Genomic DNA, 12,693 nt, shown 5'->3' with positions numbered 1-12,693 from the left:
TGATGGCAGCAAGGGGATTTCGATGCAGATTCGCCGGACCGAAGCGATGCACGACGCCGCAGCCGGGCTTGACGCCCGGCCGCCGGCCGAGATCGCGGCGATCCTTCTGGACGGGCAGATGGCCGCGCTTGATGCCGTGCGCGGGGCGCTTCCCGCCCTGGCCGAAGCCTCGGGCCGGATCGCGCGCTGCCTGTCGGGCGCGGGCCGTGTGCATTATGCCGGCGCCGGATCGTCGGGCCTGATGGCGGGGGCCGACGCGATGGAGCTTGCGGGCACCTTCGGGATCGACCCGGCGCGGGCTCTGATCCACATGGCCGGCGGGCTGCCGCAGGACGCGACCATGCCGGGCGGCACCGAGGACGACGCCGGCGCCGGGGCAAGCGCCGCCGGGGCCGTGAGCGCCGGGGACGCGGCCATCGTCGTGGCAGCCAGCGGATCGACGCCCTATGCGCTGGGCTTCGCCGAAGCGGCCCGCGCGCGCGGCGCGGCAACGATCTGCATCGCCAACGTGCCCGGCGCGCCGCTTTTCGCGCACGCCGACGTCGCCGTCTGCCTGCCGACCCCGCCCGAGGTCCTCGCCGGGTCGACCCGGATGGGGGCGGGGACGGCGCAGAAGGCCGCGCTCAACATCCTGTCGACGCTGGTGGGCGTGGCGCTGGGTCATGTCCACGACGGCATGATGGTCAACCTGCGCGCCGACAACGCCAAGCTGCGCGCCCGCGCGGCGGGCATCGTGGCGCGCATCGCCGGGGTCGGGCCCGAGGCCGCGGCATCCGCGCTTGACGAGGCGGGAGGCGAGGTGAAGCCTGCCGTCATGATCGCCCTGGGGGTGGAGCTTCCGGCCGCCCTGAGGGTTCTGGAGCAAACCGGGGGAAACCTGCGCGCGGCGCTTGGCCGCGTGAAATCTCCGGCCTGAAGGCCGGGCCTGTCCAATGCAGAAGGGAGACTGACATGAGAAACCGCAACCTCGGGGCCGTGCTTCTGGCCACGACCATGCTGACCGCCGGCGCCGCCGCGGCGCAGGACGTCACGCTGACGATCGAAAGCTGGCGCAACGACGACCTGACGCTTTGGCAAAGCGAGATCATCCCGGCTTTCGAGGCCGCGCACCCGGGCATCAAGGTGCAGTTCACGCCCTCGGCCCCGGCGGAATACAACGCCGTGCTGAACTCGAAGCTCGACGCGGGCTCGGCCGGCGACCTGATCACCTGCCGCCCCTTCGACGCGTCGCTGGCGCTTTACGAGGCCGGCAAGCTGGCCGACCTGTCCGACCTGTCGGGAATGGAGAACTTCTCGGACGTGGCGAAATCGGCCTGGCAGACCGACGACGGCTCGGCCACGTTCTGCGTGCCGATGGCCTCGGTCATCCACGGCTTCATCTACAACAAGGACGCCTTCGCCGAGCTTGGCCTTGAAGTGCCGACGACCGTCGACGAGTTCTTCGCCGTTCTCGACGCGATCAAGGCCGACGGCACCTACATCCCGATGGCGATGGGCACAAACGACCAGTGGGAAGCGGCCACGATGGGCTACAACAACATCGGCCCGAACTACTGGAACGGCGAAGAGGGCCGTTTGGCGCTGATCGCCGGCGAGCAAAGCCTGACCGACGAAGCCTGGGTCGCCCCCTTCCGCCAGCTGGCGCGCTGGGGCGAATACCTGGGCGACGGCTTCGAGGCGCAGACCTATCCCGACAGCCAGAACCTGTTCACGCTGGGCCGCGCCGCGATCTATCCGGCCGGAAGCTGGGAGATCTCGGGCTTCAACGCGCTGGCCGAGTTCGAGATGGGCGCCTTCCCGCCGCCGGTCCAGGCCGCGGGCGACACCTGCTATATCTCGGACCACACCGACATCGCGATCGGCCTGAACGCCGCTTCGCCCAATGCCGAGGCCGCGCGCACCTTCCTGAGCTGGGTCGCGTCCGAGGAATTCGCGACGATCTATGCGAACGCCCTGCCGGGCTTCTTCTCGCTTTCGAACTTCGACGTGCCGATGGAAGACCCGCTGGCGCAGGAGTTCGTGTCCTGGCGCGGCGACTGCGAATCGACGATCCGCTCGACCTACCAGATCCTGTCACGCGGCACGCCGAACCTCGAGAACGAGACCTGGAACGCCTCGGCGCAGGTGATCAAGGGCGAAGAGACGCCCGAGGCCGCCGGCGCCCGCCTTCAGGAGGGCCTTGCCTCCTGGTACGCGCCGCAGCAGTGACCTGACGGCACCCTGACATGGCCCCGGGCGAAGGCTTCGCCCGGGCGCCCTTGAACCGGCCCCGATCGGGAGGGCCGAGCGGTGAGGGATCGCAGATGCGCAAGTCACGGATCAAATGGCACATCGTCGTGTTCCTGGCACCCGCGGTGCTGGTCTATACGGCCGTGATGATCTTCCCGCTTTTCAATACCTTGCGGCTTGCTCTTTACACCGAGTTCGGACAAGAGCGCGTCTTCGTCGGCCTGCAGAACTTCCAGACGCTGTTCGGCGATCCGCGCTGGTCCGAGTCGTTCTGGAACGCGCTGGGCAACAACTTCTGGTTCTTCTTCATCCACATGCTGGTGCAGAACCCCATCGGCATCGCACTGGCCGCGATCCTGAGCCATCCGCGCCTGCGCTTCGCCGCGCTTTATCGCTCGGCCATCTTCGTGCCGACGATCCTGAGTTTCGTGATCGTGGGCTTCGCCTGGAAACTGATCCTGTCGCCGATCTGGGGCATCGCGCCCTCGATGCTGGACGCGGTCGGCCTGAAAAGCCTTTTCCAGCCCTGGCTCGGGCGCGAGGAATACGCGCTGACGACGCTGGCGCTGGTCTCGGTCTGGCAGTTCGTGGGCATCCCCATGATGCTGATCTACGCCGCCCTCCTGTCGATCCCCGAAGAGATCCTGGAAGCGGCCGAAACCGAAGGCATCACCGGCCTGTCGGCCTTCTGGAAGATCAAGCTGCCGCTGATCCTGCCGTCGATCGGGATCATCTCGATCCTGACCTTCGTGGGCAACTTCAACGCCTTCGACCTGATTTATGCGGCGCAAGGCGCGCTGGCCGGGCCGAATTTTTCGTCCGACATCCTGGGCACCTTCCTCTACCGCACCTTCTTCGGGTTCCAGCTTCAACTGGGCGACCCGCACATGGGCTCGGCGATTGCCACGGCGATGTTCGCGATCATCCTGATCGGCGTCTGCATCTACCTGTTCGGGATCCAGACGCGCATCCGGCGCTACCAGTTCTGAGGGGGGCGGAGAGATGAACAAGGCCCGCCGCAACCCGCTGAACATGGCGCTGATGCATGGGGCGCTGATCGTTTACACGATCATCGCGCTGTTCCCCGTCTTCGTCATCCTGATCAACAGCTTCAAGTCCCGCCGCGCGATCTTCGCCGAGCCCCTGGCCCTGCCGAACGCCGAGACCTTCTCGCTCATCGGGTACCAGACGGTGATGCAGCAGGGCGATTTCTTCGGCTACTTCCAGAATTCGCTGATCGTCACGGTGGCGTCGCTGTTCTTCATCCTTCTGTTCGGCGCGATGGCGGCCTTCGCGCTGAGCGAATACCGCTTCCGCGGCAACACGCTGATGGGGCTGTACCTCGCGCTGGGCATCATGATCCCGATCCGCATCGGCACGGTCGCGATCCTCGAGATGATGGTGGCCACCGGGCTTGTGAACACGCTGTGGGCGCTGATCCTTGTCTATACCGCGCAAGGTCTGCCGCTGGCGGTGTTCATCCTGTCGGAATTCATGCGGCAGGTCAGCGACGATCTGAAGAACGCGGGGCGGATCGACGGGCTGAGCGAATACACGATCTTCTTCCGTCTCGTGCTGCCGCTGGTGCGCCCGGCGATGGCGACGGTGGCGGTTTTCAACATGATCCCGATCTGGAACGACCTGTGGTTCCCGCTGATCCTTGCCCCGGCGGAAGAGACCAAGACGCTGACGCTGGGCAGCCAGGTCTTCATCGGGCAGTTCGTGACCGACTGGAACGCGGTTCTGTCCGCGCTGAGCCTCGCGATCCTGCCGGTCATGGTCCTTTACGTCCTCTTTTCGCGGCAACTGATCCGCGGGATCACGTCGGGAGCGGTGAAATGACGAAGGTTCTGATCGCAGGTCTGGGCAATATGGGGATGAACCACGCACTGGCCCATCACCGTCTGCCGGGGGCCGAGGTCGTGGGGCTGGTCAACCGCTCGCCCGTCGATCTGCCCGACGAGTTGTCGGGCTATCCCCGGTTCCGCACCTTCGAGGATGGCATGACGACGAAGCCCGACCTCGTCGTGATCGCCACCTATTCGGACAGTCATGCCGACTACGCCGTGGCGGCGATGGAGGCGGGCGCGCATGTCTTCGTCGAAAAGCCGCTGGCCACGACCGTGGCGGATGCCGAGCGCGTGGTCGCCAAGGCGAAGGAGACCGGGCGCAAGCTCGTCGTGGGCTACATCCTGCGCCATCATCCCTCGTGGATGCGGCTCATCGCCGAGGCGCGGGGGCTGGGCGGGCCCTACGTGTTCCGGCTGAACCTGAACCAGCAGTCCGAAGGCGCGACGTGGGAGACGCACAAGGCGCTGATGCAGACCACCAGTCCCATCGTCGACTGCGGGGTGCATTACGTCGACGTCATGTGCCAGATCACCGACGCGGCCCCGGTGCGCGTGCACGGCATGGGCCTGCGCCTGTCGGACGAGATCGCGCCCGACATGTACAATTACGGCCAGTTCCAGGTGATCTTCGCCGATGGCTCGGTCGGCTGGTACGAGGCCGGCTGGGGCCCGATGATGTCAGAGACCGCCTTCTTCGTGAAGGACATAGTCAGCCCCAACGGCGCGGTCTCGATCACCGACAAGGGCAAGTCCGACAGCGACAGCGTCGATGGCCATACCGCCGTCGGCGCGATCCTTGTCCACCGCCCCGGCGACGACCGGCTGATCGAGATGCCGGGAGAGCCCGGCCACCAGGAGCTTTGCGAGGCCGAGCAGGCCTATATCCTGCGCGCCATCGCCGAGGACATCGACCTGACCCGCCACATGACCGACGCGGTGCAATCGCTGCGCATCTGCCTTGCCGCCGACGAAAGCATCCGCACCGACCGCGTGATCGAGCTTTGAAGGACCGACCATGACCGCTCTCAGCCTGACCAAAGTCTGCAAGTCCTTCGGCAAGGTCGAGGTGCTCAAGAACATCGACCTTGAGGTGGTCGAAGGCGAATTCGTCGTCTTCGTCGGCCCCTCGGGCTGCGGCAAGTCCACGCTTCTGCGGGTGATCGCGGGGCTTGAGGACGCGACCTCGGGCACGGTCGAGATCGCCGGGCAGGTCGTGAACGACACGCCCCCCGCCAAGCGCGGGATCGCGATGGTGTTCCAGTCCTACGCGCTTTACCCGCACCTGACGGTGCGCGGGAACATGGCGCTGGGGCTGAAGCAGGAAGGCCAGCCCAAGGCCGTGATCGACGCGCGGATCGCCGAGGCCAGCCGGATGCTGTCGCTCGACGCCTATCTCGACCGCCGCCCGGCCGAGCTTTCGGGTGGCCAGCGCCAGCGCGTGGCGATCGGGCGGGCCATCGTGCGCGAGCCGAAGCTGTTTCTGTTCGACGAGCCGCTGTCGAACCTTGACGCCGCGCTTCGCATGAACACGCGGGTCGAGATCGCCAACCTGCACCGCACGCTGGGCGCCAGCATGATCTACGTCACCCACGACCAGGTCGAGGCGATGACGCTGGCCGACAAGATCGTGGTGCTGCGCGATGGCCGGGTCGAGCAGATTGGCAGCCCGATGGAGCTTTACAACGATCCCGCCAACCGCTTCGTGGCGGGCTTCATCGGATCGCCCGCGATGAACTTCCTTCCCGCCGAAACGCTGGGCGGTCCGAAGGGACACGTGGTCGGCGTCCGGCCCGAGTACCTGCGCATCGTCGAGGGCGGCCGGATCGGCGGCAAGGTCACCCATGTCGAGCGTCTGGGCAGCGACACCAACGTGATGGTCGCGGTCGACGACGGCACGGCGATCACGCTGCGGCTTTTCGGCCAGCACGACATCGCGCCCGACGCGGCCGTGCGGCTGGATTTCGACGACCGGCACGGCCTGTGGTTCGACGCCGAGGGGCGGCGGCTGCGCGCCGCCTGACCTCAGCCCCGTGCGAAGGCGGCGGCGACCCCGCGCAGCGTGTGAAGCGCGCGGTCAAGCTGGGCGATCTCGATGAACTCGTCGGGCTTGTGCGCCTCGTCGATGCGGCCCGGCCCGCACAAGACGACCGAAAGGCCCAGGTCCTGAAACAAGCCCGCTTCGGTGCCGAAGGCGGCAAGGTCGGTGCCGTTCGCGCCAAGGACGCTGGCGACAAGGTCGCGGGCCGGGTTGTCGTTGCGGGGGTCGAGGCCACGCACCTCGCCCACCACCTCGGTCTCGATGGCGGCCTGCGGCGCGATCGTGCGCATCGCGGGCAGAAGCGTCGCCTCGCAATAGCGGGCCAGGGCCTCCTTGACCCAGGCCGCGTCGGCCCAGTCGACGGGCCGCATTTCCCACTCGAGTTGCGCCTGCCCCGCGATGACGTTGCGGGCGGTGCCGCCCTCGATCCGGCCGATGTTGACGGTGGTCCAGGGCGGGGAGAAGGCGCTGCCGGGGGGCGGGCGGCTGGCGAGGTCGTCGCCCAGCGCCAGCAGCCGCGTGGCATAGCGCAGGGCATAGTCGATGGCGTTGACGCCCAGATCGGGGCGCGAGCCGTGCCCGTCGAGGCCGGTGAAGCGCGTGGTGTATTCGCAGCAGCCCTTGTGGCCGTCGATGATCCGCAGCGACGTCGGCTCGCCCACGATGGCCATGGCCGGGCGCGTGGCGCGGGGGCGCAGAATCTCGACGAGGTGCCGCGCGCCGAAACAGCCGACTTCCTCGTCATAGGTGAAGGCAAGGTGGATGGGGCGGACCCGTGCCGAGGCGGCCAGATCGGGCAGGACGGTCATCACCGCCGCGATGAACCCCTTCATGTCGCAGGTGCCGCGCGCGTAAAGGCGGCCCCCGGCCTCGCGCAGGACGAAGGGATCGGACGACCAGTCCTGTCCCTCGACCGGGACGACGTCGGTGTGGCCCGACAGGACCAGCCCGCCGTCGACCTCGGGCCCGAAGGTCGCCCAGAGGTTCGCCTTGGCGCCCGTCGCGTCGGTCATGACTTCGACCCGCGCGCCCGCTGCCTCGGCCCGCTCGGCAAGGAACGCAATCAGGTCACGGTTGCCGTCTGACGATACGGTGGGGAAGGCCACGAGGCGGCGCAGGGTTTCGACGCAGGCGGAAAGGGTGTCCACGCCTAGTCCTTGACGAACAGCTTGCGGGGGATCGCGCAGAAGGGTTCGGCCGGACCGCTGTCGCGGATCAGGATGCTTTCGGTGATCTCGAGGCCCCAGTCGTCCTGCCAGATGCCGGGCATGAAGTGGAAGGTCATGCCCGGTTCCAGCACCGTCTGGTCCTCGGCCCGCAGCGAGATTGTCCGCTCGCCCCAGTCCGGCGGGTAGGACAGGCCAATCGGATAGCCGCAGCGCGCGCCGCGCTCGATCCCGGCCTTCTCCATCTCGGCCCCAAGGGCGTCTGCGATGTCGCAGGCGCGGTTGCCGGCGCGCGCGGCCTCGATCCCGGCTTCGAGGCCCCTCAGCAGCGCCTCTTCCGCGCGGCGGAAGCGGTCGGTCGGCTGGCCCAGGAAGACGGTGCGCGACAGCGGCACGTGATAGCGGCGGTAGCAGCCGGCCAGTTCGAAGAACGTGGCCTCGCCCGTCCGCATCGGGCGTCCGTCCCAGGTCAGGTGCGGCGCGGCCGCGTCCGAGCCCGAGGGCATGAGCGGGACGATCGCAGGATAGTCGCCCCAGTCGTCGCCCGCCCCAAGAAGTCCCGCGCGACTGACCTCGGCGGCCAGTTCGTTCTTCCTCAGCCCCGGCCGCGCAAGGTCGAGGGCCAGCCGGTGGATCCTTTCCGTGATCCGCGCGGCGCGGCGCATGAAGGCCAGTTCCTCGTCCGACTTCACCGCCCGCTGCCAGTTCACGAGTGCGGTCGCGTCCGCGAAGGTGGCGCGCGGCAGGGCATGCACGAGTTCGGCATGCGCCTTGGCCGAGTAGTAGTAGTTGTCCATCTCGACGCCGACCCGGGCGTGGCCAAGACCCAGCTCGTCGAGCGTCGCCGCGAGGTGCTGCATCGGGTGGCGTTCGGTCGACTGGACGAAGCCGTCGGGATAGCCCACGACGCCCGTCCGCGCGGTGTCGACGGTGCGGACCGCGCCGTTCGTGTCCTGGTTGCGGCCCCACCAGACGGGCCGCCCGTCAAGCGGCAGGATCACCGCCTGGTGGACATAGAAGGACCAGCCGTCATAGCCGGTCAGCCAGGCCTGGTTCGACGGATCGGTGGCGATCAGCACATCGATTCCGCGCCGCGCCATCTCGGCCCGCGTCAGCGCGAGCCTGCGGTCGTATTCGTCGGGCGAAAAGGGGGGTATGGTGTCGGTCATGGCTTTGGGTCTCCGGCGCCCAGTCAATCCCCGGCGGCGGGTCGGGGTCAAGCCGGCGTTGCTCGTTCGCTGGGCGAAGGCAGTGGCATCGGACCGGAATCGTCGCACTGGATCGCCCCGTGCGTGAACCGTTGGGCGAAGTGGTTGCATACCCGGATGCGGGTGCTAGGGTCGGCGACAAATGACCACTCGGGGAGGTGGCGTGGATAGCAGCAGATCTCTGGGAAAGCCCGATTTCGTCGTCTTCGACCGGGTCCAGAAAAGTTATGACGGCGAGACGCTTGTCGTCAAAGACCTGAACCTCAGCATCGCCAAGGGCGAATTCCTGACGATGCTCGGGCCGTCGGGATCGGGCAAGACGACCTGCCTGATGATGCTGGCCGGATTCGAGACGGCGACGCACGGCGAGATCCTTCTGGACGGGCATCCGATCAACAACATCTCGCCGCACAAGCGCGGGATCGGGATGGTGTTCCAGAACTATGCGCTGTTCCCGCATATGACGGTGGCCGAGAACCTGTCCTTCCCGCTGGAGGTCCGCAAGGTCGGCAAGACCGAGCGCGAGGCCAAGGTCAAGCGCGCGCTCGAGATGGTGCAGATGGGCGAATTCGGCGGTCGCCGGCCAGCGCAGCTTTCGGGCGGGCAGCAGCAGCGCGTGGCCCTTGCCCGCGCGCTGGTGTTCGAGCCCGACCTTGTCCTGATGGACGAACCTCTCGGCGCGCTCGACAAGCAGCTGCGCGAACGGATGCAGTTCGAGATCACGCGGCTTGCGCACGACCTGGGCATCACCACGGTCTATGTCACCCACGACCAGACCGAGGCCCTGACCATGTCGGACCGGGTCGCGGTCTTCAACGACGGGGTGATCCAGCAGCTTGCCCCGCCCGACATGCTGTACGAAGAGCCCGAGAACAGTTTCGTCGCCCAGTTCATCGGCGAGAACAACACCCTGGAAGGCACCGTGCAGGAGATCGCGGACGGCCTGGCCACGGTGCGTCTGGACGACGGCGAGATCATCGACTGCAAGCCGATCAACGTCTCGCGCCCGGGCGAACGCACGCGGGTGTCGATCCGGCCCGAGCGGGTCGAATACAACAAGGGCCGGCTTCAGGAGGGGGCGCATACTCTTCACGCCGAAGTGCTCGAGTTCATCTACATGGGTGACATCTACCGCACGCGGCTGCGGGTCGCGGGCAACGAGGATTTCATCATCAAGACGCGCAACGCCCCCGACCAGCGCCGGCTTCAGCCGGGCGAGCGGATCGAGGTGGGCTGGATGCCGCAGGATTGCCGGGCGCTTGACGCGTGACGGCTTGGGCCTTCGCCCCCAGTCTGCCCGGGGCGACGGCCGATCTGAAAAAGGGCAACGACGGGAGACCTGAATGAAACTTCGCAAAATCCTGATGACAACGGGGGCGGCCTGCGTCGCGGCTTCCGGGGCGATCGCCCAGGACATGGCCAATTCGATGACCGTGGTCAGCTGGGGCGGCGCCTACCAGAACTCGCAGCAGAAGGCCTACTCCGAACCCTACGCCGCCGCGAACGGCGTGAGCTTCGTCTGGGACGAAAGCTCGAACGAGGCAGTGGCCAAGCTGCGCGCCATGTTCGAGGCCGGCAACGTGACTTGGGACCTGGTCGACGTTGAGGGCCCGGATTCCCAGCGCCTGTGCGACGAAGGCCTGGCGATGGAAGTCGACTTCGACGAAATCCTGGCGGCCGGCGACGACGGGTCCACGCCCAGCGCGGACTTCGGCGACAGCCTGATCAACGATTGCTTCATCCCGCAGATCGTCTTCTCGACCACCTTCGGCTACCGCACCGACGTGGCCGAGTGGGAAGGCCGCACGCCGGACAGCCTCTGCGCGGTCTTCGACCTCGAGAACTTCCCCGGCAAGCGGTCGCTCGAGAAGCGCCCGAAGAAGAACCTCGAATGGGCGCTGCTGTGCGACGGCGTCGCCAAGGAAGACCTTTACACCGTGCTCGAGACGCCCGAGGGCGTCGAGCGTGCGCTGGCCAAGCTTGACACGATCAAGGACCAGACCGTGTGGTGGTCGGCCGGCGCCGAGACGCCGCAGCTTCTGGCCGACAAGGAAGTGGTCATGGGCTCGACCTACAACGGGCGCCTCTTCTCGGTGATCGAAGAGCAGAAACAGCCCGTGGCGATGCTGTGGGACTGGCAGGTCTTCGACTTCGACGGCTGGATCATTCCCGCCGACCTGCCCGAGGACCGACTGGCCCGCGTGATGGACTTCGTCCGCTTTGCGACCGACACCCAGCGCCTTGCCGATCAGGCCAAGTACATCTCGTACGGCCCGGCGCGCGCCTCGTCGCAGCCGCTTGTCTCGACCCATGCCGAACTTGGCATCGAGATGGCGCCGCACATGCCCACGAACCCGGCGAACCAGCAGAACTATCTGGTGAACAACATCGAGTGGTGGGCCGACAACCAGGACGACCTGGAAGAGCGCTTCGCCGCCTGGCTGGCCCAGTAACGGCCGCCGCATGACACGGGTCCGGGGGGGCGCAGGCCGTTCCCCCGGACCGACTGAAAGACCCCGAAGGACGGCCCGATGACCGACGCTTCCGCAGACGGTGGGATGACCCAGCCCAAGGCCCCCGATCAGGGCCGCGGCCGGCCCGCGCCGCTTCTGGCGGCGGACGGCATGCCGCTCAAGCGGTCGCTCCAGCGGTCGCTGCGCCGGCAAAAGCTGCGCGCCTTCCTTCTGGTGGCGCCGCTTCTTCTGTTCGTGCTTGTCACCTTCATCGCCCCGATCGCGGACATGCTGTTCCGTTCGGTCGAGAACCAGATCGTGTCCGAGACGCTGCCGCGCACGACGGAGGCGCTGGAGGACTGGGACACCTCCGCCTCGGATCTGCCGGGCGAGGCCGCCTTCGTCGCCCTGGCCTATGATCTGGTCGAGGCGGAAGAGCGCAAGGCACACACGCGCCTTGGGTCGCGGCTGAACTATGAAACCAGCGGCATGTCCTCGCTGTTCCGGAAAAGCGGGCGCGAGGTGGGCGACATCGGCGAGATCTACCTCGACCAGTTCAAGGACCTCGATCCCGCCTGGGACGAGGGCGCGGACTGGGCGGCGATGGTCGCCGCACCGGACTGGAGCCATCCCGCCCCCTTCGAGGCTGCGCCCGACTTTGCCGCGCTGATGCCCGAGACGGCGGATGCCTATACCTCGTTCGCGCGCACGCTTCTGGACGAGGACGGCGACGATCCGGCGACCGAAGAGCCGTGGAGCGCGGTTCATCTCGCGCTTTACCGCGACCTCATGCGCGTCGATCCGGCCGCGCTTCAGGCCTGGGACGGACCAGGCGCCGACCGGCTGCGCGCCGCGCAGGCCGCCGTGGCCGGGTTCGAGGCGGTGCCGGTGCGCGACGCCTTCCTCGACATCGACGAGGAATGGGGCGACCCGAAGGTCTGGGGCACGCTCAAGGCCTTTGCGCCCGAATACACGCCCGGCTACTTCCTGTCGGCCGTCGACCTGAAGCTGACCCCCGACGGGGTCGAGCGGCAGGACGAAACGCAGCGCATCTATCTTCTGCTGTTCCAGCGCACGCTGTTCATGAGCCTCGTGATCATGGGCGCCTGCGTCCTTCTGGGCTATCCCATCGCCTACCTGCTGGCGAGCCTGCCGATGCGCCAGGCCAACCTTCTGATGATCCTTGTTCTTCTGCCGTTCTGGACCTCGCTTCTGGTGCGGACCTCGGCCTGGAAGGTGCTGTTGCAGCAGCAGGGCGTGATCAACGACATCCTGGTGTGGAGCGGGCTGATCGACAATGCCAACCGGCTGGTGATGATCAACAACCAGACCGGCACGATCATCGCGATGACCCATATCCTGCTGCCGTTCATGATCCTGCCGCTTTACTCGGTGATGAAGACGATCCCGCCGTCCTACGTGCGCGCGGCGCGCTCGCTGGGCGCGACCAACTGGACCGCGTTCTGGCGGGTCTATTTCCCGCAATCGGTTCCGGGCATCGGGGCGGGCTGCATCCTCGTCTTCATCCTTGCCATCGGCTATTACATCACCCCCGAACTGGTCGGCGGCACTTCGGGCACCTTCATTTCGAACCGCATCGCCTTCCACATCTCGTCCTCGCTGAACTGGGGACTTGCGGCGGCGCTCGGGACGATTCTTCTGGCGGTGGTTCTGATCCTTTACTGGGTCTACGACCGGATCGTCGGCATCGACAACGTGAGCCTGGGGTGAGGCGATGAGCGGACCACC

The 12,693-nt window shown here is 67.1% G+C and carries 11 protein-coding genes; 9 read left to right on the top strand and 2 right to left on the bottom strand.

Annotated elements, in window-relative coordinates:
- The first annotated feature begins 22 nt into the window (after positions 1-22).
- From ACRDNQ_RS15425 to ACRDNQ_RS15400, 6 genes are all read left to right on the top strand, one after another.
- Entirely contained in the window at positions 23-916 is an 894-nt protein-coding gene (locus tag ACRDNQ_RS15425) for an N-acetylmuramic acid 6-phosphate etherase (RefSeq protein WP_431829579.1), read from the top strand.
- 35 nt (positions 917-951) lie between these two features.
- A complete protein-coding gene (locus ACRDNQ_RS15420) occupies positions 952-2,208 on the top strand; it encodes an ABC transporter substrate-binding protein (protein WP_431829578.1) in 1,257 nt (418 codons plus the stop codon).
- Between the two features lie 95 nt (positions 2,209-2,303).
- Entirely contained in the window at positions 2,304-3,218 is a 915-nt protein-coding gene (locus ACRDNQ_RS15415; protein WP_431829577.1) for a carbohydrate ABC transporter permease, read from the top strand.
- A 13-nt stretch (positions 3,219-3,231) separates the two neighbouring features.
- Positions 3,232-4,071, top strand: coding sequence for a carbohydrate ABC transporter permease (locus tag ACRDNQ_RS15410; protein WP_431829576.1), 840 nt, complete (start codon positions 3,232-3,234; stop codon positions 4,069-4,071).
- Positions 4,068-5,084: a Gfo/Idh/MocA family protein gene (locus ACRDNQ_RS15405; protein ID WP_431829575.1), complete on the top strand. Its 1,017-nt coding sequence runs from the start codon at positions 4,068-4,070 to the stop codon at positions 5,082-5,084. Before ACRDNQ_RS15410 ends, ACRDNQ_RS15405 begins: the two co-directional genes overlap by 4 nt.
- Positions 5,085-5,094: 10 nt before the next feature.
- Positions 5,095-6,099: an ABC transporter ATP-binding protein gene (locus ACRDNQ_RS15400; protein WP_431829574.1), complete on the top strand. Its 1,005-nt coding sequence runs from the start codon at positions 5,095-5,097 to the stop codon at positions 6,097-6,099.
- 2 nt (positions 6,100-6,101) lie between these two features.
- Here ACRDNQ_RS15400 and argE read toward each other — a convergent pair whose 3' ends face one another.
- Positions 6,102-7,265, bottom strand: coding sequence for an acetylornithine deacetylase (gene argE, locus ACRDNQ_RS15395; RefSeq protein ID WP_431829573.1), 1,164 nt, complete (start codon positions 7,263-7,265; stop codon positions 6,102-6,104).
- Between the two features lie 2 nt (positions 7,266-7,267).
- On the bottom strand, positions 7,268-8,452 hold the full coding sequence (locus ACRDNQ_RS15390) for a M24 family metallopeptidase (protein ID WP_431829572.1): 1,185 nt from the start codon (positions 8,450-8,452) through the stop codon (positions 7,268-7,270).
- A gap of 202 nt (positions 8,453-8,654) precedes the next feature.
- Here ACRDNQ_RS15390 and ACRDNQ_RS15385 point away from each other — a divergent pair, with 202 nt between their 5' ends.
- The 3 genes from ACRDNQ_RS15385 to ACRDNQ_RS15375 all read left to right on the top strand — a co-directional run bounded on the left by ACRDNQ_RS15385 (position 8,655) and on the right by ACRDNQ_RS15375 (position 12,675).
- Positions 8,655-9,761, top strand: a complete 1,107-nt coding sequence (locus ACRDNQ_RS15385) for an ABC transporter ATP-binding protein (RefSeq protein WP_431829571.1) — start codon at positions 8,655-8,657, stop codon at positions 9,759-9,761.
- A gap of 73 nt (positions 9,762-9,834) precedes the next feature.
- The gene (locus ACRDNQ_RS15380) at positions 9,835-10,944 is read left to right on the top strand and encodes an extracellular solute-binding protein (protein WP_431829570.1); all 1,110 of its coding nucleotides are present in this window, start codon (positions 9,835-9,837) and stop codon (positions 10,942-10,944) included.
- 105 nt (positions 10,945-11,049) lie between these two features.
- Complete coding sequence (locus tag ACRDNQ_RS15375) at positions 11,050-12,675, top strand: ABC transporter permease (RefSeq protein ID WP_431829805.1); 1,626 nt, start codon at positions 11,050-11,052, stop codon at positions 12,673-12,675.
- The last annotated feature ends 18 nt before the right edge of the window (positions 12,676-12,693 follow it).

It is taken from the genome of Saliniferula longa (assembly GCF_050789285.1).
Classification (GTDB): Bacteria; Pseudomonadota; Alphaproteobacteria; order Rhodobacterales; family Rhodobacteraceae; genus CAVPWP01.
The sequence above is the reverse complement of the archived record's forward strand: the minus strand, read 5'-3'. Positions and strand labels throughout refer to the sequence as shown.

Coding starts and splice junctions, on each gene's coding strand:
- ACRDNQ_RS15425 (WP_431829579.1), top strand. CDS start 23: ATGCAGATTCGCCGGACCGAAGCGATGCACGACGCCGCAGCCGGGCTT.
- ACRDNQ_RS15420 (WP_431829578.1), top strand. CDS start 952: ATGAGAAACCGCAACCTCGGGGCCGTGCTTCTGGCCACGACCATGCTG.
- ACRDNQ_RS15415 (WP_431829577.1), top strand. CDS start 2,304: ATGCGCAAGTCACGGATCAAATGGCACATCGTCGTGTTCCTGGCACCC.
- ACRDNQ_RS15410 (WP_431829576.1), top strand. CDS start 3,232: ATGAACAAGGCCCGCCGCAACCCGCTGAACATGGCGCTGATGCATGGG.
- ACRDNQ_RS15405 (WP_431829575.1), top strand. CDS start 4,068: ATGACGAAGGTTCTGATCGCAGGTCTGGGCAATATGGGGATGAACCAC.
- ACRDNQ_RS15400 (WP_431829574.1), top strand. CDS start 5,095: ATGACCGCTCTCAGCCTGACCAAAGTCTGCAAGTCCTTCGGCAAGGTC.
- ACRDNQ_RS15390 (WP_431829572.1), bottom strand. CDS start 8,452: ATGACCGACACCATACCCCCCTTTTCGCCCGACGAATACGACCGCAGG.
- ACRDNQ_RS15380 (WP_431829570.1), top strand. CDS start 9,835: ATGAAACTTCGCAAAATCCTGATGACAACGGGGGCGGCCTGCGTCGCG.
- ACRDNQ_RS15375 (WP_431829805.1), top strand. CDS start 11,050: ATGACCCAGCCCAAGGCCCCCGATCAGGGCCGCGGCCGGCCCGCGCCG.